General features: G+C 37.3%; 18 protein-coding genes and 1 tRNA gene. 2 read left to right on the forward strand and 17 right to left on the reverse strand.

Annotated elements, in window-relative coordinates:
- Positions 1–46 precede the first annotated feature (46 nt).
- The 12 genes from VEIT17_RS09180 to cas9 all read right to left on the reverse strand — a co-directional run bounded on the left by VEIT17_RS09180 (position 47) and on the right by cas9 (position 12819).
- A complete protein-coding gene (locus VEIT17_RS09180) occupies positions 47–811 on the reverse strand; it encodes a leucine-rich repeat domain-containing protein (protein ID WP_178885814.1) in 765 nt (254 codons plus the stop codon).
- 78 nt (positions 812–889) lie between these two features.
- Positions 890–1396 (reverse strand): DUF1877 family protein, encoded by a 507-nt coding sequence (locus VEIT17_RS09185; protein ID WP_178885816.1) that lies wholly within the window; start codon positions 1394–1396, stop codon positions 890–892.
- A gap of 31 nt (positions 1397–1427) precedes the next feature.
- A complete protein-coding gene (locus VEIT17_RS09190; RefSeq protein WP_156719889.1) occupies positions 1428–1970 on the reverse strand; it encodes a hypothetical protein in 543 nt (180 codons plus the stop codon).
- Position 1971: 1 nt separating this feature from the next.
- Positions 1972–2568, reverse strand: a complete 597-nt coding sequence (locus VEIT17_RS09195; protein ID WP_178885818.1) for a hypothetical protein — start codon at positions 2566–2568, stop codon at positions 1972–1974.
- 52 nt (positions 2569–2620) lie between these two features.
- A complete protein-coding gene (locus tag VEIT17_RS09200; RefSeq protein WP_156719887.1) occupies positions 2621–3427 on the reverse strand; it encodes a hypothetical protein in 807 nt (268 codons plus the stop codon).
- 11 nt (positions 3428–3438) lie between these two features.
- Positions 3439–3939 (reverse strand): hypothetical protein, encoded by a 501-nt coding sequence (locus tag VEIT17_RS09205; protein ID WP_178885820.1) that lies wholly within the window; start codon positions 3937–3939, stop codon positions 3439–3441.
- 71 nt (positions 3940–4010) lie between these two features.
- Positions 4011–4442: a hypothetical protein gene (locus VEIT17_RS09210; RefSeq protein WP_156719885.1), complete on the reverse strand. Its 432-nt coding sequence runs from the start codon at positions 4440–4442 to the stop codon at positions 4011–4013.
- 20 nt (positions 4443–4462) lie between these two features.
- Positions 4463–5278 (reverse strand): DUF2262 domain-containing protein, encoded by an 816-nt coding sequence (locus tag VEIT17_RS09215; protein ID WP_156719884.1) that lies wholly within the window; start codon positions 5276–5278, stop codon positions 4463–4465.
- 63 nt (positions 5279–5341) lie between these two features.
- Complete coding sequence (locus tag VEIT17_RS09220) at positions 5342–6172, reverse strand: DUF6630 family protein (RefSeq protein WP_156719883.1); 831 nt, start codon at positions 6170–6172, stop codon at positions 5342–5344.
- Positions 6173–6354: 182 nt separating this feature from the next.
- The gene (locus VEIT17_RS09225) at positions 6355–8499 is read right to left on the reverse strand and encodes a YadA-like family protein (RefSeq protein WP_178885822.1); all 2145 of its coding nucleotides are present in this window, start codon (positions 8497–8499) and stop codon (positions 6355–6357) included.
- 322 nt (positions 8500–8821) lie between these two features.
- Positions 8822–9286 (reverse strand): IS200/IS605 family transposase, encoded by a 465-nt coding sequence (gene tnpA / locus VEIT17_RS09230; protein ID WP_178885824.1) that lies wholly within the window; start codon positions 9284–9286, stop codon positions 8822–8824.
- A 338-nt stretch (positions 9287–9624) separates the two neighbouring features.
- The gene (gene cas9 / locus VEIT17_RS09235) at positions 9625–12819 is read right to left on the reverse strand and encodes a type II CRISPR RNA-guided endonuclease Cas9 (protein ID WP_178885826.1); all 3195 of its coding nucleotides are present in this window, start codon (positions 12817–12819) and stop codon (positions 9625–9627) included.
- 140 nt (positions 12820–12959) lie between these two features.
- Between cas9 and VEIT17_RS09240 the strand changes: the two genes are divergently transcribed.
- A complete protein-coding gene (locus tag VEIT17_RS09240) occupies positions 12960–13898 on the forward strand; it encodes an IS30 family transposase (RefSeq protein WP_119207073.1) in 939 nt (312 codons plus the stop codon).
- Between the two features lie 960 nt (positions 13899–14858).
- Here the strand turns inward: VEIT17_RS09240 and VEIT17_RS09245 are convergent.
- Positions 14859–14935 (reverse strand) — tRNA-Arg (locus tag VEIT17_RS09245).
- A gap of 48 nt (positions 14936–14983) precedes the next feature.
- Positions 14984–15973 carry a 5'-nucleotidase, lipoprotein e(P4) family gene (locus VEIT17_RS09250; RefSeq protein ID WP_178885828.1) on the reverse strand — a complete coding sequence of 330 codons (990 nt, stop codon included), beginning with the start codon at positions 15971–15973 and terminating at the stop codon, positions 14984–14986.
- Positions 15974–16160: 187 nt separating this feature from the next.
- Between VEIT17_RS09250 and VEIT17_RS09255 the strand changes: the two genes are divergently transcribed.
- The gene (locus tag VEIT17_RS09255) at positions 16161–17042 is read left to right on the forward strand and encodes a hypothetical protein (RefSeq protein WP_178885830.1); all 882 of its coding nucleotides are present in this window, start codon (positions 16161–16163) and stop codon (positions 17040–17042) included.
- A 150-nt stretch (positions 17043–17192) separates the two neighbouring features.
- Here VEIT17_RS09255 and VEIT17_RS09260 read toward each other — a convergent pair whose 3' ends face one another.
- From VEIT17_RS09260 to dinB, 3 genes are all read right to left on the reverse strand, one after another.
- The gene (locus VEIT17_RS09260) at positions 17193–18656 is read right to left on the reverse strand and encodes a catalase (protein ID WP_178885832.1); all 1464 of its coding nucleotides are present in this window, start codon (positions 18654–18656) and stop codon (positions 17193–17195) included.
- A gap of 313 nt (positions 18657–18969) precedes the next feature.
- Positions 18970–19254 carry a hypothetical protein gene (locus VEIT17_RS09265; RefSeq protein ID WP_060923739.1) on the reverse strand — a complete coding sequence of 95 codons (285 nt, stop codon included), beginning with the start codon at positions 19252–19254 and terminating at the stop codon, positions 18970–18972.
- Between the two features lie 108 nt (positions 19255–19362).
- Positions 19363–20796 (reverse strand): DNA polymerase IV, encoded by a 1434-nt coding sequence (dinB, locus tag VEIT17_RS09270; protein WP_178885834.1) that lies wholly within the window; start codon positions 20794–20796, stop codon positions 19363–19365.
- Positions 20797–20798: the final 2 nt, after the last annotated feature.

A 20798-nucleotide genomic window follows, 5' to 3' on the forward strand; every position in this document is an offset into this window, starting at 1 on the left:
CCTTTTATGTATTATAAGTTATAGCTCATGACTTATATCTCAAGCCTTATTTCTCATATAATTCTGGTCGTTCTAAAACTGTGCCATATTTTAATTTTGGTAGTTTAACGAATTGAGGATACAACTGCTTAACCTCTTTACAAGATTTTAACGTAAGATGTTCTAGATTATTGAGTTCTAAAATGGGAGAGTAGTCTTTATCTATCACCTTTGCCGTTAAAAAGCTAAAAAAACGCAACTGTTTCATATGGCGTAAAAATCCTAATGATTGAACCTTAAGAATTTTGGGCGATGCAAAATCACCTTCTAAGGCGAGACTTTCAAGATGTTTTAGATTAGCTAATGGCGTATAATCATCAATTTGTTGAAAGTTTTCAATCGACAGCGCTACTAAATTTACTAATCTGGAAATAGGATCTAAGCTCGATACACTTCTTCCGGACCCAATATGTAGGTATTCTAGTTCTTGTAAGTTCTCTAATTTTGAAATATCTGGATAAACGCCCCATTTTATATGTAATTTTTTGAGTCTCTGTTGGGCACACACCGCATCAAATAACTCCTGTGGCATTCTTGTACAAAACATGAGCTCTGTAAAATTATCTGGATGTTCAACTAAAAAATCACACCACTCCATCCAAATTCGCTTCTTATCTTTAGCAGAATAAGACTCATCTAACTGTGTGCAGTTGATTATCAGCTTGTCTTCACCATCATATTCAGAGACCTCTACCACAGATTTAGGCCGTGCGTCATCCTTATGATAGTAGTCAAAGCCATATTTAATTTGCTTTTCCGTTAACACTGCCATGTTACAATTCCTCTTCTTCGCTAGTCGCATAATCAGTTAAGCTATAACTAGATCCATAACCAACAAATTTTAATGAACTTAGCAAATCGATACAAGTACATGCCCATTAGTGTCTAGCACTTGTTTATAGAACACCTTCATCTGCTCGAAATCGTGGAGAATCTCATCTTTGATTTCCTCCTCTTCTTCGTCGTAGTCCCAAATATTTGGGTATAGTTCTGCTTCTTTGCAAGCAGTCATATCAAAAGATTCCAGTGCACTTTCAATATCAAATTGATCTAGAGCTGCCACGATATTGGCTAAATGATTGTGTTCTGTATATGCTACATAGTCTGATATATCCTCAACAGCCATTACGCCTAGTACCGCTTGGCTAAGAGGATTTTTATCGTCTTTATGGTCAGTGCCCACACCAGTTAGCACAAAGTGAAGTACATCCCACATCTTGTCGATATCAAGCAATAATTCATCATCGTCATTCCACTCTTCAACGCTCTCAAGAATTTCCTCTTCTTCTGAGCCCATGGCTTTAAGCTCTTTTAAATTTACATCGCTTAAACAGCTATAATTGGCAATTAGTCCCATAATTAAATCCTTTCATAAACTCTTCTAACCATTAGAAAAATAAATTTTCCGATTCTGTAATACTTCCATCATCTTCATGGAAATAGCAGGTATATACAGGTTCACGATGCGCCGCATCATAGAATTTCTGTAATACAAGTGAAAGTTTCATGTCTATTGGCATATGTAAAGCTTTCACAATGGGTTCCCATAGTTCCATTGGCGAATAAGAGATAATCTGAGACTGCTTATTCTGACCATATTCTTCAAGTACTGCCGCATCAGAATACTTACTTGAGTCACAGTAATCATGCCAACAAATACTAAAAACGATTAAGTGAAATAAATCGTCTATACTTTCAGCTAAACGGCCAGCGGCACCCTCGCTACTCCAATACCCTATGGATCCGTCCTCCAATAGATGATATTCACCGCCAGCGCCATCTACAGCAAATGCCATACCGGGCACAGAGAACGTGCAGCGACCTTCAGCCGTATCTCGTTCCTCCAACGCATCTAGCAAGCGAAAATCAAATAGTGTATCAAAATTTTCAGCTAACTTGGCATCATTTCGCAATATATCTAAATAACCCATCTTACACGCTCCTATTAGCAGAAATTATTCCTAGCAATTTAGCCTCTCCTTCATCAGATGTATCTAATAGCGGAATAGCTAACAAAAGTACTTGCAAGGAGTAATAATAAAAGCTAAAGAATAAATCATCAGGGAATACGTCCTCTTCCTCATATCTAAGAACATCTTCGTCTTCATCATATTCTTCCGACCAAAGGTATTCTTCGTTGAGCATATCTTCAAAGTTCGGCAATGGATCTGCATGCTCTAGCATAAGACCATCTCGAATGCACTCAGCAATCACAACAAACAACTCAACCAATTGTTCTGCTAAATACTGAGCCACCTCATTATGAGCGCTCTCTTCCTGAGCTTCCTTAAAAATACGGAGCAAGAAAATCATGGCAAATGGTGTAGCATGCCACAACGTCGATTGATGCTCAATATTCTGTGCTAACGCCTCACCAGCCGCATCAACAGTTTCCATGCTTTCCATGTTCCACAACACATCAAGTTCTGTAGGAAAGTCTGTAGCACGGCCATAGGTTGTGGTTAACCGATGCCACGGTATATCACTGACTTTTACCGTTTCTATATATTGTTTCGTCATAGTATCCATTATAGTTATACCTTTATATATACGCCCATGTAGAAACGCCTTCGGCCAATGATTATTTCTCAATAACCGCTTTCACCAATTCATAGGTATCTATAAGGCGAAGTCTACCTATTCTTGGCTCGTCTGTAATCTCCTCATAGATATCCTCAAGCGTTCTTCTTGGTGCTAGTGTCCATAATTTACACGGATATAGTTCAACTGTCCCGATAATTTCCAAATTATCCAGTAACAAGCCTAAGTCCTTATGATTAAACCAACAATCTGTATCGATACCAAAATTTGTATTATCTTTCCGGCATGCGATTTTGCTATTTAAAAATTGCTCCATCGTTGGTTTTTCTTCTTGTAAAAGCCGCGTACAGGCTAAATGATATTCGATTTTCCGCGGCGATTGATCCACGTCAGAGACGAATATAGCACCATACTTGTTTTCAAACTTAACAGCTAATACGTCCCCCATCTTAAAATGAGGTTCTCTCTTCGTTTTAGATTTACGAACCTTAACAGGCTTCGGATTTTCGCTCTGTAGCTGCAGGGCTAACTTATCTAATACCTTTTGACGCTGTTTAAGGGCCTTATCATCGATTTCTAGCCAAAACTCATGAGGACCCTGAGCGATTATATCTAAGGCTTTCTGTTTAATGTCATCTGTTAGATGCCCTATCTTCCACAACGAATAAGCCACAGCAGTCCAATAAATCTCTGTGTAAAACTCATCAATGCAAAAATTTTGTTCTTCACTTAAGATTTCAGAAATTATGGTATCAACACTGACGCCATCCTTGTACCGCTCAACAATGGCATTATAAATATCATGACCGTCATCACTATCTATGATTTTCACACCGTCAATTGCCATATGAATCTCCTCTAGGACTCTCGTAATGCCAGTAGTGCAAATACTTCGTCCATATCAAGATTAAACATGTTACTTTCAAGATTGATAGGTTCAAAATAGTAACGAACTGTATCTGCCCCAAATTCATCGTTTAATTTAGCCCATTCTGCCCCTGAAAGCACGGTAAACCCAAGCGTATCGTTTCCAAGGCTTTCAGTAAACCAGCGTACCTCATAATCAGGTTTAACAAATTCGTTGAAGTATTTGATCGTTACATCCCGCTCTTTCTCATCACCGTAAGGAATTAAGAGTTCTTTATCGCCCTTTTGTAACACAATATCGTCACCATAGGACTTGCCATTACTAACGGTTTGAATGTCGATAGGTTCATCCATCATATCATTGAAATAGTTCACCACATCTTCGTCATCCTCGCGCCAATCAATCCAGATAATAGCTTCAGAATCAAATAAATCAACTAAATCCATATCATGACTAAAGAAATCTTTAACTAATGTATACATATCTTCCATGGTCTCTCTCCTGCATATCACTTATATTTTTAGGTAGAATACAACACCAGTATCACCACTTTAATACAACTCTATAAGGTTTCATAAATCACATCTTGTTGAACCGTAAAGTTTTCATCAAAAGAAACCAAAACATATAGATGTCCTGCTGGGGATTCTCCCACATCATAGCCTAGTGCAAATGCATCGTAACAACCTGATTTATCTAACATTATATCCGTTAGCATCAGTACAACAGACTCTTCTTGCGGTATTTCCTGTTGTATGAGTTCCTGTGCTAGTTGATCTAATTCATCTAATTCAACAGATAATTGTTTCCACATTGGTAGTGAAAGCACCTCAACCTCAGTATAACTGGTGCAACTAATATTAAGTTTTTGAAAGGCTTGTCCTACCTTCTCTAAACAATTAGTGCCCAATCTGCGAGATACAAAGTAAACGCCATACGGTTCTTCAGACCAGCTTTCAACATTCCATAATGTCATTAATTCCGATTTTCTCATTAGGATGCTCCATTAATTGATTATCCTGCAATATCCGCATCAGTAGGATTTCCATCTGCATCAATATGAGCTATGATGCAGTGCCCCCAGAAGATATCGTCATCGTCATAATAGACCTCTATGGTGCCATCATTGCGAAACGCCAATTCTCCCATCGTAATACGCTTAGCAAATACGTCTGACGTAATCGGATCTTGGTCGTCATTGTCGAGCCAATAATTAGCGAGTTCTAACAAGGTCTCACTAATATAGGTACTAATTCGTTGTTCAAATGCTTTGAAATTATCGATTGTATTGAAAGTAGCCAATGCTACGGTACAGCTTTCATCAGAACCCTCATCCACATCAAGGGTGAATGCATAATCATCAATTCTGGCTGTGTAATATTGATACTCTCGATTTAACAGGAAATCACCCCTATCAGTATGAAGGTATTTAGGGGTTTTCAAATAAGCCGACAAGGCCTCTAACTCACTATGTTTAGCATGTTCCTCTAACACCTCAAGCACATAATAGCGATTATTCCAAGAAGGACGCATATAGCCCAAGTCCTCTAAAGGCTTTGCTTTCTTAACCAACAATTTGTAAACGCCATGGGGCTCAAAAGAATAACCCCATCTATCGTCAAGGCCCTCAATAATCCACGTCAAAATGCCTTCGCTACGGTCAAGCATACCAGTTCGAGTATCTAGGATAGCATCGGTGTCCACCAGTGGTCTATGGTACTTCTCTAAATAAGGACTAGCCCCATTCGCATCACTGCGTGGTAATGCATAAATTTCAAACTCTTCCGATTCAAACTCTGCTTCATATTCTGGTAGACGTACAATACTCATATGACTCTCTCCTATTTATCTCACATACAAGCAAATATATAACTAGTCTATAGCCTAACATCATCATAATCGCTCAGCTACATCGATTCTATGTAATAATTCTTTCGCTAGTTCTTTGGCTGTTTTAAATTCCTCATTTGAAAGCACCATAAGTACAAAGCTATCGGTTCCTGTGTCCATGCCTGCTAACGTATAGTTTTCCCACGTAGAATTAAGACTAGCACACCAGTCCATAATAACTTGATCTTCATCTAATGCTGCTGTATCAATAGTTAGATTTTCTCTAGTATCTAAAGACTTATTACGTATTAACTTCTGTACATGATAAATAAAATCCTCTAGTTCACATTTACAGTCTAACTCTACGGCATATCCTTTAGAGAGTAGTTCCTCATAGAAGTTCCACCAGCTATCTTCCAATTCTTCCAGGGAGCTCAACTTTACCTTGGTCATAAACGATTTAGCTTGTTTTGCATCGCCTAGCAACAACGTTGCTAATTCTGTAAATGTAGATCGCATCTGATCAATATCTAGATACACTGCTTCTACACATGAACTACAATCAGGTACTCTGCGTTTTTTCATAAAAGCCCGCATCATCTTCACTGCGTCAGGATAACTTACATCAGCCATACGATAGGTCTTGCCATCTATATCTAAGAATAAATCTACTGCATCCTGCGTTTTACCTACACGTGCTTTCATGGCTGTACATCCATCGATGGCATGAGGTGGGTATAACTCCATGTACATATAAAATCCATCATGCATAGCCTTTAAGGTATTATCTATTCCGACTATATTAAAACCGTTTCCATTAGAACCAGGGCTCTTCAAGCGCCATTCTTCGAAATTATCAAATAGTTTTTCTTGAATCCAATTGTAAAAGCTCATATACACTCTCCCCCATATACTGTTGCTTACATATAATGTTTAGCTGACTATGTAACTAATATGTAACCGAATATGTAACTGAATATATATCTTAATTATATCATTATTAAGGAATACTTATAATAAAAGCATAATATAATCAAAACTCCTACAAGAGAAACCTTGTAGGAGTTTTGATTATATTATTTAGATTCTAATTTAGCTGCTAATTCACTATATTTTTGTGCTAGTTCATTATACTTTTCAGCTAAGTCTTTCATATCTTTCTTAAGTTGTGCAGCGTCTTCAGTAGTTACCTCTTCAGAGCTTTTACCAAATTTGAAATTAGCACCTAAGCTAATAGAATTACGGCCGTTACCAACGGTAGTAGCCGCATTAAACATTGTGTTTTTATTAGGGCGATAGAACGCACCTAACGCCGCTGCATTAGCATTTTTATAGTTACCAAAGCCAACGGAGTAGGACCATTTATCATGTTTATCGAAATCTAATGGATGCAAGCCAGCGAGTGCTGCAGAAGCCGCTGCTACGCTAGATACTTGTTGATCAGTGTAGGATTTAGCTTCATTTAAGCTATTAGCGCCACCATTAACAATACGATTATTTAATGTATTAATATCGCCTTCTATGGTAGTGATACGGTTTTCATGATTATCTACCACGTCTTTAATGGCATGTAATTGGGACCCATTGACTGCATCAGTAGAGGTTGCAGATACACGGCCTGCTGCTACATTTGTAATGGTACGTTCTGCACCACTATCACCAATACTCAATGTACCAACCGCATTTCCTCCAGCAAAACTATATGTTCTGCCGCCGATTATACCGGAACTAGTAGATACAGCTGTATCAGTAACAGACTTAGCACCTAACGCGATACTATTATCTGTAGCAGCCTTCGCATTTGTACCAATAGCGATGGAATTTTCATTAAGAGCTTTAGCTGCATTGCCTATTGCTGTAGCATTCTTGCCAGAAGCCTCTGCGACAAAACCAATAGCATTGGATGCAAAGCCTGTCGCTTTAGAGAGGCCAATCGCATTAGCGGCTCTGCCGGACGCTACGGAAGACACACCAAGTGCTGTAGAATATGTATCAGATGCTTGCGCATTATCACCGATAGCAGTGGATTGAGCACCAGTTGCTTTGGAAATAGTACCTACTGCAGTACCACCCCAGCCAGTTGCTACAGAGTCAGTACCGATGGATACGGCTAATTCATCAGCCGTCGTATTTCTACCAATTACAATACTACCTGCCTTAGCAATATTAGCTGCTTTACCGATAGCAATAGAATCAACGCCATCTACAGTCGCATTCGTACCGATAGCGATGCCATTTTCCTTTGTTGTAGTTGCGCTATGACCGATTGCTAAAGAGTCCTTTTCTGCTGCGTTAGCTAATGTACCAGCAGCAAAGGCACTTTTACCAGCACTAGTAGAATAGTTGCCTAATGCTACAGAGTCCTCATTAGAAGCTGCAGTTTTAAAGCCCAATGCGGTAGAATACGCACCGCTAGCATTTGCATAAGATCCCACTGCAGTTGTATTCATAGCAGTTGCTTCCGAATTGAAACCAAATGCAGAGGACTGATTACCAGAACCTGTGGAGCTATAACCTACTGCTGTAGCGTAATCATTTTTTGCTTTTGCATTATAGCCAATCGCTGTGCCCATAATGTTATTGGCCTTTGCATTATTACCAATAGCAACTGTATTTAGAGCAGTTGCTTCTGCTTTACGACCAATGGCATACGCATCATCGCTTGTTGCTTTCGCAGTATCACCAAAGGCGATAGCATTATTGCCTTGCACCTTAGCACCAGTACCACCTACCAAAGCATTATTACCTTTAATGGTATTATTCTTACCTAAAGCCACAGAGTCATGTCCGTCAATACTATTATATGAACCAACTAATAAAGAATTAATTGCATTGTCATTATTGGCATGGCCAAAGCCGCCTACGATATTATTAGTACCACCAACAGTATTGCTAGTACCTACTACCAAGCTGTGAGTAGCAGAGTTTGTATTATACCAACCTGCTACGATACTCCCTGGGCCAGATACAGTATTATTAGTACCAGAGGTGATAGTATCATTAGCGGAAGGTCGAACGGTATTCTTGTCGCCACCAAGCAATATATTTTTTACAGGGGAGAACATACCCTGCTCAACTTTATTATCCCCACCATAGGCAATAGAATTTTGCATGCTTAGTGGCGCAGCAGTTGTAGCACTAATATCTAAATTAGATGCTGCAAAGGCTGTAGTAGTAATACTTGCGGTAATCATAGCCGTTAACAGTAATTCTTTTTTCATTTGGTTTCCCCTTTTAAGACAACACAAACAATAAATCTAAAAAAAGATTCAAAGCTATCTAATGAAACCTGAATCTTATTGTATCCCTCTATACACTATTCATTGTCAAAATGTGAATAAAATATGAATATTACTCTAATATTATAATTCTAGCTCATAAGAAATGCAAGAAAATGCAATCATAACCACCCGTAGAACGGGTGGTTTGCTCTGACCCTATAAGGGTCTTTCTCTAGTGGTGGCCCTCTAAAGAGGGCATTGAATGATCTGACAACCACTCTATTACCACTGGCTGCCCCCTACTCGGGGGCTTTTGTTTTGCCTATTTTACTGGCTCACCCGTAAACGGGTCGGTGTATTCTTTAAAGTTTAATGTATCTTGCGCTATATCCTCTTGTAGTTGATTGCGAATATACTCTTTTATCGCTCCTTCATATCGTCCTACCGTATCCACATAATATCCTCTACACCAGAAATGTCTATTTCCATACTTATATTTTAAATTTTCGTGTTTATCGAATATCATGAGGCTACTTTTGCTTTTTAAATATCCCATAAAACTCGATACGCTTAAATGTGGTGGTATCGTTACTAGCATATGAATATGATCCGGACAGCATTCCGCTTCTATAATCTCTACATTTTTCCTCTTACATAAATCTCGTAAGATTTTACCTACATCAACTTTTATCCGACCATAAATTATTTGTCTTCTATACTTTGGAGCAAAAACAATATGATATTTACATCTCCATTTACTATGTGATAAGCTTTTTACGTCATTCATTGACATTGAACCTCCTATGTTGAAATGTTGTGGTTGCCAGACCAACTTCATTCTATCATTAGGAGGTTCTTTCCTTTTCTCTAAGAATTTTTACCAACCCCCAGTTTAACTGGGGGTTTAGTCATGCCTATTCGGCGTACAAAAAAGAAGGCATACGGCTTTTATAAGCCGTATACCTTCTTTATATGATATTTTTTAATCAAAATTATTTACTAAAAAATAAATCACTTATCTCTTTATAATTTCTTTCAAATAGACTACGATTAACCAATCATTTGATACCGACTCATCTTATATAATAATTGTCCGCCAACCCATAATGTGCTCTCCCTGCAACATTAAATCGTAACATCAAATTCTAGCTTTTCACCCATAACTTTATATTTATTACCTAATACATCAACATTGAATTTAGTTAAATTCTTTAAAGAGGTTTTCACAGATAGCCGTTCTTGTTTATTTGTAGGTCGATCTATATACGAAATTTCTATTTTATGTTCCTTCTCACTATTCATACATTTAAATATACAACTTAAAACTTCTCCTTTATATTCGTAAGATATAAAATCTCCTCTATAAAGAGACATAATAAACTTAGCTTTCTCTGATATACTCTGATTTTTTTTAGCCTTATAATACTGATCTTGATTAATTAAATACTTTCCATTTATAAATTGGACCATATCATATGGTACATTTAGTACTAAATAGTTATTCCCTTCTTGATAAATATCTGTACGTAAACTTTTTATCTTCAAGAATACAGATTTATTATGTCCTTGCTGTTTTGTATTAACACGATGAGCACCTAATTGTTTATCGCGGAATTTAACTGATTCAATAATTGGACCATTTCCTCTTTTTGAATATTTACGAATTGGCCCATGATCTTCTTTATAAGCTGCAAAGGGATTAGATTCGTCTCCATATTGTTCTACAATCTTTTGAAAAATCTCAAAAGTTTTAGGATCATGGTGATACATCAACAATTTATCAGGAGACTCTAAAATCATTTTTTTTAGTTTGCTTCCAACATTACCAGCACCTGTATTATAAATATCACTATATTTAGTGATAATATAGGTCACTTCTTTATTATCTTCAACAAAGCTTCGAGTTGCTTTTATCTGTTGATCATATAAAGCTCTATTAGGTTTACGATCTACCTTATGAGAATATAACGGTTCTATACGTTCAATATGTTTTAAGAACTGAATATAGTTAGATACATTCTCTGATTTATCAAATAATTCTTGTTCTAGTACTTCGCCTGTTTCAGAATTTATAATATTACCATCTACCTCTACAATAGATTCCTTATTATTCAAACTTTCCGAGAAGGCACCTATTTTCGAGAAAAATTTTATCAGTTTCGTATTAGCAAAACCAGCAATAATCATAGCATCTTGTGCATGATGAGCATATGTTTCTTCTCTATTTTTTGATAGGTACGCTTTTTTTCTAAAGTAACTTGTAGCAGAACCATTTATAACTTTAACATTAGTATTTATATTATGGTAATCAAAAAAGGATTTTAATAAATTATAGGTTTCACGTGATGCATAACGTGTATCGACCAAATTGCGATCAATAAAGCCTTTCATATCTTCAACTGGATTTCCAAGATACAATAAGTTTCTCTTCTTAGCATTACTAAAATTCGAGTTTCTAATAACATATTCTTTAAATATTTCAAAAGCTATTTCTGCTTTACCACTACTGAAATATTGGAATGGTGACCGTTGGCCTTTCGCTTGATTTTCTTTCTGATATACAAGAACTTTATTAGACTGAGCATCACTTAGAGATATAGATAAAGGAATAATATGATCAACTTCTAAAAGGCCTGCTTTAAATACATCAGATAACTCTATAGGCTTTAAAGAATATGCGCATTTAAAATCCTGTTCTAACAATAAACTAATACGTTCAAGCTCTGCACGCGTAAGCTTCCTGTTTTCAACAAGTTCCATGATTTTATAGCGTTTTTCCTCATTAGCCTTCTGAATTTTCTTAATCAGATCTTTCTTTTCCTGACTATTTTTTTCTCGTGCTAATTCAACTACTACATCACTAAATTCAGCGTCATCTCCATTTTGTTTTTTAAGATATTTACGCAGTGCATTAAATACCTTAATAGTCTCATTAATAGAGCGTTTAACAACAGGTGATACAATCCAATCAGATAAATTAGCACATAACTGATTGTTCTGTGAAAAGTTATGATTATATGGCTTTATACCTGCTTCAGTATATAGTTCTATTTGGTTCTTACTAGTTCTCAATAAATCATCTAAGATTAAATTAATAGCCTTAAATGATAAAGAATGATATGTAGTAAAACCTCCCGATTTTGCAATTTCTTTAGCTAAACTAGTAGATAATTTTAAATCATCTACTAATTTTCTTTCACGAACTTCTATACTTTTTTCTTTAGTTAGAATTTCAGATGTATCATCTACTAATTGTTTATTACCTTCAATTGTAGCTTCTTCGTTTACAGATTTTGCAATTTTTAATAACTCGTTGTAACCTTCAAATTTTGTAAAAACTGGTTTTTCCGATTTATCTATTCTAAAGCCAAAAATATCTTCCTTTTTAACACCACATACTTTTGCAATAGCAGGAATCGTTACTGATTTACCTTTATTTACATACTCATTAATCAACTCTTGTTTCTGAGCTTCAGTTATCTTTATACCTTGAAGCGTTAAATTATTTAAATCATTTAACAAATTAAATAAGCATGCACTATAGCTCCATTTAGGTGCTCTTAATTCATTAGGAAAATATGTACACGTACCACGCATTTTATCAATCAAATTAATCTTAATGACATTACCATTTTCATCTAATTGGTAACTTCCATAAGGTGTAGGACTTTTATAACTACCGGGCCCCTCATAGTACTCACGTTTAGAGTCATATATACATAAAACCTCATCTGTTATCCCTTTTAATTTTGGATAAAATGATGATTGGACCTCAAGAAGCTTAATTAATTCACTACGATACGATTCATGAGTAAACTTATTTTCAATACCTCGTACTGTTCCCGTAGTGTTCAACTTCTCTAACTGAACATGACAAGGATAAATTCCATCCATAAGTTTATTCTCATTATTTCGGATAATATCTGCTGAACTTCGATTACTTCCGTCCTCAGTAGCAAGATCCTCTGGACTCAGATAAAAGATACCTCTATGTTTTGCCAATTGAATGATAACAGCTACCAATTCATCAGGCAAAAGCTTATTACTAAGTCCTCTAACTCTAATTTCATAAAGATTTGTATAAGACTTATTTCCACTTACCCCTAGTACATTTGACAAGAGTTCTTTTAATCGCTCTAATCTATGATGACTCCGCCTCACACCTCTACGACTACTTCTGAACCCTCTACGTGCTACATTCTCTTCTGCCATTCCTTCTCGAAATAATCTTACCCCACTAATTAGAACATTATAGTTTTCATCAATAATTGCATAACCAACAGAAGCAACCCCGATATCTAATCCCAGTATATATCCCATATATACCCTCTCCTAATAATCATTAATTTTATTAATACATGATGAATTGTAAAATATATTGCGACAAGTAAAAAGACTCATATTGGAGATCTCGTGTAAAATGTAAATAACCACAAATACATGACACGGAGGTCTCTAATATGAGCTACATACATCTTACCATAGAAAAACGAAGTCAAATAGAAGTTTTACGAAAAGAAGGATACTCTGTTCGTAGAATTGCTAGCTTAATCGGTGTCCACCATTCTACTGTAGCAAGAGAATTAAATCGCGTTAAAGGTGAATATTCTGCGATTAAAGCTCAACAGTTAGCAATTAGTAAGTCTGCTAATAAAGGTAGACCAACAAAGTTAACCCCTCAATTAGCGGCTTTAATTGAATCCAGGTTACAACAAACTTGGTCTCCAGAAGAAATAGTTGGTTCTGAATTAGTTGGGGTTCTAAGCTTTAAAACAATATATTCTTGGATCCATCGTGGTTTTCTTGCTGTAACAGAGAAAGTACTTCGCCGGAAAGGCAAAAAACCTGGTACTCAAGAAAAGCGTGGACGCTTCAATGTGAAAAAGACCATTAAGGACCGACCTCAAGAAGTTGAAAACCGGGAGACTTTTGGTCATTGGGAACTAGATACAATGGTGTCTTCCAGAGGTCAAAGTAAAGGGTGTTTAGCTACATTTGTTGAACGTAAAACTCGATTCTATATAGCAATAAAGATGGATGACCGATCTAAGGATTCTATGTTTTTAGCTATTAGTTCCCTATACAACACATTAACAAGTAAATTACTTAAAACCTTTACCGTGGACCGTGGTAAAGAATTTGCGTGCTTTGAACAGGTTGAAACCGAGTTTGGGATACCGATGTATTTTGCTGACGCCTATGCAGCATGGCAACGTGGCTCTAATGAAAATAGTAATGGTTTACTTCGAGAGTTTTTTCCTAAGAAAACCGATTTAGCTAAAGTAACACTAGATAAACTAACAGAAGCACTAGTGCTGATTAATAATCGACCGAGAAAATGCCTTGGGTTTAAAACACCATTTGACATGTTTAAACATGAGATTAGAAAATTGATTTAGTTTTGTCGCATTACTTATTGCAATTCATCACATAAAATTATAACAATCAGAAAATCATTATTTTTTACTCTAGATTTATCATAAGCAACAATCATAAAATACTAAAACCTTGTGTAAGTGAACACTCTTAATGGTATTTTTAATCGAAAATTACAAAGTATTAAAACAAGCCGTTTTTGAATTTTGACCTCACAAAAGACTTATCATAGCGAAAAATTACAGAGTACTAAAACAACCCAACCTATATAGAATTGAATATTATTGTTTTATCATAGCGAAAAATTACAGAGTACTAAAACAATCAATCTCACTATATCGAACTTCCAAAAGTTTTATCATAGCGAAAAATTACAGAGTACTAAAACTGCTGCATTTTGTCCATTTGTACAAAGTCAGTTTTATCATAGCGAAAAATTACAGAGTACTAAAACATGCTCCGCTGTCTAAATTAATGTCATGTCGTTTTATCATAGCGAAAAATTACAGAGTACTAAAACCTCAACAACGAAGTTATGCACCTTTGTAAGCTTTCGCTATAACAAAACATAAACAAAAAGAGCACAGATCATAAGACCTGTGCTCAAAATTTCACACAAAAACATTAGTAATATGTACTACTAACTCAATTTACATATACTATTGTTAATAACTACTTAAAAGTAGTGATTTCGACATAAAGTCTTATTTTAGTAGATTCTGTAACCTTTCGCTATGGTAAAATCTAATTACATATTATATCAGTATTACTTATATGTCAACACTTTCTAATTTTTATTCATCAATTCATTATATTTTTATCAAATAACCTTAATTACTCTATTATTGTCTTCATAAAAAGATAATTTAAAATAATCAAAAGAGGAAAAGGACACAAATAAATTGTGTCCTTTGATTTCGGCATAAGGCCCTACCTTAATAGATTCTCACGAGTATTAAGGCGAAACTGCAGCTCTATCCTACTGGTGCGCCTAGAGGGAATCGAACCCCCAACCTACAGTTTAGGAAACTGACGCTCTCTCCGGTTGAGCTATAGACGCATGTATACTTTATTATATCGTTTTTAATAAAGTATACGCAAGGCGTCCTTATTGTTGTAGGTATTGGTTATTTACTTGTTTTTGTTCTTCTGGGCTGAGGTTTTGGTAGCCTTTAGCTAATGCACTTACCCAAGATCCGTAAGCAGGGTTTGGGAATACTACAAAGGTAGTGCCAAAGTCTTCTTTGTGTGCATCGATGATGCCATTTCTTTCAGCTAGTGTCTTACCTTTTGTACCGATTGGGAAATCACCAGCGTTATCACCCATGTATAGAACGACATAATATTTTTTAGCAATCGCATCAAAGCGAGGTTGTTTGTCAGAGTCTTTTTCGAATAGTAGTACATGGTCTTTATCGACGGATGGGAATCCTAGTTCCTTAAAGTTTTGTACTGTTGCATCATAGTTAACAGGTGCATAGCGGTTTGAAACATAGAATATTTCAACACCTTGTTTATGTACTTCATTTAGGAATTCAACAGCGCCAGGCATGGCTTGTGATTTCCCTTGATGTACCGCTTGGCGCCACCAAGGAGCATCGAAGCGGCCATTGCCGTTAGCGATGCTTTCACCCATCAGTTTTGTATTGTCTACTACTGTTTCATCCGCATCAAGAACGATAGCTAAAGGTTTTCTTTGATGAGATGGATCAGTAACAGCCATTTTAACAAGATTCATCGCCACATTATACCCCTGATATGCCAGTGCTCTATACTCCGCAGAAGTGCGCATCCATAACAGCCCCATCGTCTCAGTATCAGCTTGGTACTGCTGCTTTTGCTTGAGTGCTGCTTGTTCATCTAGTACTACTGCAGCTTTTGCCGGCTCACTATTAGCAGCTACAGTATTAGCTACCGTATTCGTAGCCGCTATACTATTAGTCGGTTGAGTTGATTGAACCTGCGCTACCATCACTGTAGGAACTACAGGATTTACCTTCACTGTCGTCGGAGAATCCGCCTGTACTACAGAACCTACGCAAAGGCTACCACCAAGGCAAGCCACCGCTACATACCATGCCAAACTACTACGTTTCATAATTGCCTCCTAACCACATTTGTTCTCTGTATAAATACAATACACAATGTAATTCTACATAGGTATACGAAAGTCCTCTATAGATTTATATACTATCTGTATCTTTTAAATCGATCTACACAAGAACTATGCTATAATACAGCTGTTGATAGTATTAGAGAGTTCTTATAGAAAAGAGGTATATGTAATGAAAGTATGTAAACGATCAATTATTACCAGTTCACTATTAGCTGTATTGGCTATATCATCTGCGTACGGGGCTACACCTGTACAGCCAAGTGAAAGCACAGACACTGCAGTGGTTGATATGGATTATTCTAATATTCCAGAGTTAAAAAAATCTATCGAAAGCGCAACACCTGCTATGGTGCAATCTACGCTTGATGCTTCTAAAGGAAAACCTACTAAAGATAAGCCCATCTATTCAACGGTGACTATGTCTGGTAACCGTGTTGTATCTGTAAAAACTTACAAAACTAAAGAAGAACAAGAAAAAGCCATATTAAAAGAGCGTAAACGCTTAGACAAGGTCACTGCTGAACGTCAGGCTAAAAGAAAAGACGAAACACGCACAGATATGCTAAAAGGTTTAACACCAATACCGTCCTATCCACCGGTAAGCGAAACACGCGTATTACAAAGCGAAATGTTCTCTAGACCATTCGGCAGACAACTAGATTTGCGTTTAGTAGAGGCCTATACACAAGATTATGACAAGGCTAAACCTGGCGATATTTATGTCTATGCAGATTATGTGGACTACACATCTAAGCAGCTATTAGGTGAAAAAGATGGTACCACTGCTATTTCAGCTATGATACTACGTGTAATCATGAGAAAAGACGAAAACAAAGCTTTCAGCATTGATGTAAATGCGTACTTCATAAATCCAACAACACATACCATTTCCATAAGTCGGTCCGAAGATGTAAAGGGTATCGATATCAAGAAAGAGGAAAGAGCTGAAGCTGTATTTAAACTACCATCACACCAATTACAAGCCGGCGATCCGCAGTATGAAATCGCTAAGCTTATGTATCAAGACCTAACAAATAAAAAATTTGACTAGTAATAGTTAAATATACCCGCCACGACAAAAGCCCCTCCTTACTATGAGCTACATAGCAAGGAGGGGCTTCGTTTTAATTTAAGGAAGTTCTTTTAATCGTCAGTGTTATTCAGAGAGAGTATCTCTGTTATGTAAAAAGTATTTATAATGCTATTTCACATCGCTGAAATCAATGTTCATGCCCAATGCTTTAGCAATGCCTTCACCATAAGCTGGATCACATTGGTAGCAATGTTTTGCATGACGTTCTTTGATGAAATCAGGTACACCATTCATAGCCGCTGCCGTATTGTCAAACAAGGCTTGTTGTTGTTCAGGGCTCATGAGGCGGAACAATTTACCTGGTTGTGTAAAGAAGTCAGAGTCGTCTTCATAGAAGTCATATTGGTAGGCTGGACCAGATACGTCGAGAGGAGGATTTTTGAATTCCGGTTGTTCAGCCCATTCACCAAAGCTATTTGGTGCGTAGCCAATTGTAGACCCATGGTTTCCATCTATACGTCCTTGACCATCGCGATGATAGATATTTACAGGACATTTAGCGGCGTTAACAGGGATTTGATAATAATTTGCTCCTAGACGATAACGTTGCGCATCCGCATAGGAGAACAAACGACCTTGAAGCATTCTATCAGGAGAGAAAGAGATACCAGGAACGATAGTAGTCGGTGCAAATGCAGCTTGTTCTACATCTTGGAAATAATTTTCTGGGTTGCGATTAAGTTCCATCACACCAACTTCAATCAATGGGAACTCATCGTGATACCATACTTTAGTTAAGTCGAATGGATTGTATGGCATATTGTTAGCTTGTTCTTCCGTCATCACTTGGATGCATAATTTCCATTTAGGGAAATCACCTTTTTCAATAGCCTCAAAGAGGTCGCGTTGGTGACTTTCACGGTCACTAGCTACCACATTAGCCGCCTCAGCGTCGGAAAGATTTTCAATCGGCTGTTGGCAAATCCAATGGAATTTAACCCATACGCGCTCATCGTTTTCGTTGATAAGACTGTATGTATGACTGCCAAAACCATGCATTGTGCGGTAGGATTTAGGAATACCACGGTCACTCATGACGATTGTTACTTGGTGGATCGCCTCTGGCAAGCTAGTCCAGAAATCCCAGTTTGCTGTCGCATCGCGAAGATTTGTTTTCGGATTCCGTTTTACAGCGCGGTTCAAATCAGGGAATTGCAATGGATCGCGGATAAAGAATACCGGTGTATTGTTACCTACGAGGTCCCAGTTTCCTTCTTCCGTATAAAATTTTACGGCAAAGCCACGAATGTCGCGTTCTGCATCGGCCGCACCACGCTCACCAGCAACGGTGGAGAAACGCACGAATAACGGCGTTTGCTTGCCTACTTCAGAGAAAATTTTTGCTTTCGTATATTTTGTAATATCGTTAGTTACTGTGAAAGTACCAAATGCACCGGATCCTTTAGCATGCATTCGGCGTTCAGGAATCACTTCGCGCTCAAAATGAGCTAATTTCTCCATAAGCCAAACATCTTGCATCAGTACAGGACCACGTTTACCTGCTGTAGCAGAGTTGCGATTATCTGGTACGGGAGCGCCAAAGGCGGTTGTTAGTTTCTTTTCATTATTCATATTACAAACTCCTACTTAGAGATCAAAATAAAAGTAATTTACTTTACATAATTTTTAGATTATATATCTCAATTAAGATAAATATTATTAACGGATAATTATTATCCATTAATCTATAATTAGAATATCACATTTTTTTTAACAGAACAACCCTAAACCTTTATAAATCTTGTATACACGATATCATTTACAAGGACCAAAATGAGAATTGTGGCATTATATATATTTAAATGCGAACTAAATCTCTCTATCAAAATAAAAAACACCTTGCTTCTATCATCAACTTGTAGATCACAAGGTGTTTTCATTCAATTTATGCTGGACGGCTCCAGTCGACTTGTACGTCGATAGCTTCCCACATGCGTGTTAAAGCTAATTTTAGGTTATCCAAAGATTCTAATGGTTTTACAGTCAAGCGTTCATATGTATCAAGACCTGTAGCATGCTCGATGGCATGTTCGTCGTTCAAGTAAGCGATAACCTTATCAACCCACTCTTGTTCAGGTAAATCTACGGACACTGTTTTTGCTTCTGTGTCATAGGACAAGAAGCCATTGCTGTTGATGCCATAATGGATGGCTACGCGAAATAAACTCATATCTATACCTCTCTTGCGGTAATTTTTAAACACTATATCCATATTGTAACATGAATAAATATATTAGCGAAAGTATTCAATATAAACTTTATGAGTCTATGTATCGAGTTATATGTCTTCGTTAATGTCGCCTACATCACTATTCTTATATAGGTCACGGCCCTTATCCATTTTAGTAGATTCCACATCCTCATTAGTAGATTGTGCATCTACTGCGGCCTTTAGCTCCGATCGTTTTCTACGCGTTCCATTGTCTCCGTGAAAGCGCTGCCATAATGCGCCACTCATAACGGCTGTTTCACCAAATTTAGATTCTAATGAATCTAATATGCCAGCTAGTTTATTTTCAGTCTCATATTTAGGTGATTCGAAAAGACTATCTTGCATAGGTACCTCTTCATCGAGACCACTCACAGTAAGGCCCAATAAACGGATAGGTCCAGGTGGATCCATCCATCGGGTTTCCTCAGAAGAATACGTACAGGCTTTATCCTGTATCTTAGTTGTAGCACCTAAGGATTCAAGCTCTTTTGCTTTTCCTTTAGGTTTCTTGCTCGTCTTATCTTGCATCAGTTTATTCCATAAGAGCAAAGCCGTTTCAAAGAACACATGCTCATGGTCTGATGGCGTGTCTAACCGCTTTTGCCGGGATACGGTGGTGAAATCATCGTACCGAACCTTAATGGATACGGTATGACCTAAGAGATTACGTTTTCTCAATCGTTTTGATAAGCGGTTCGCAAAGTATCTAAACTCTAGTTCAATAGCACTACCATCCGTTAAATCTTCTTCGTATGTCTCCTCAGCTCCGATAGATTGTATTTTGCGATCTGTTTCCACCGGTCTATCGTCAATCCCGTTCGCTAGTTCCCATATGCGGCGCGCCTGGTTGCCCACGAGGGGAATTAAACTGCTTTCATCAGGTAACGCTTGAATATGACGCATCAAGTGAAAGCCTCCTGTTTTCAAGATTTTTTCTGTACGAGGACCTACGCCCCAAATGCGTTTAATCGGTAATGGAGCTAAGATCTCTTTTTCACGACCATAAGGTATGACTACAAGGCCGTCGGGCTTATCTAAATCGGATGCCAATTTGGCAAGGAATTTATTCGGTGCTAGCCCTGCAGAGATAATAAGACCTGTTTTCTCAAACACTCGGTCTTTAATGGCTCTGCCCAGTGCTTTTGGTCCACTATACATGGTAGACATACCGCTAACCTCGAGGAAGGCTTCGTCAATAGATAGAGGCTCAATGTGAGGCGTAAATTCTTTCATAATAGAAAAAATCTGATGGGATACCTCTTTGTAACGATCCATACGCGGATACACATAGATGCCATCGGGACAGAGTTTCTTAGCACGAGAGATGGGCATGGCGGAGTGAACGCCAAATTTACGAGCCTCATAGGAGCAGGTAGCAACGACGCCACGTGAAGAAAGACCACCCACAATTACGGGGTGGCCTTTATATTCTGGATGATCCAATTGTTCGATGGACGCGAAAAATGCATCCATATCAACATGCATAATCCATCGTCTCATTG

This window comes from Veillonella nakazawae (genome assembly GCF_013393365.1).
GTDB lineage: Bacteria > Bacillota > Negativicutes > Veillonellales > Veillonellaceae > Veillonella > Veillonella nakazawae.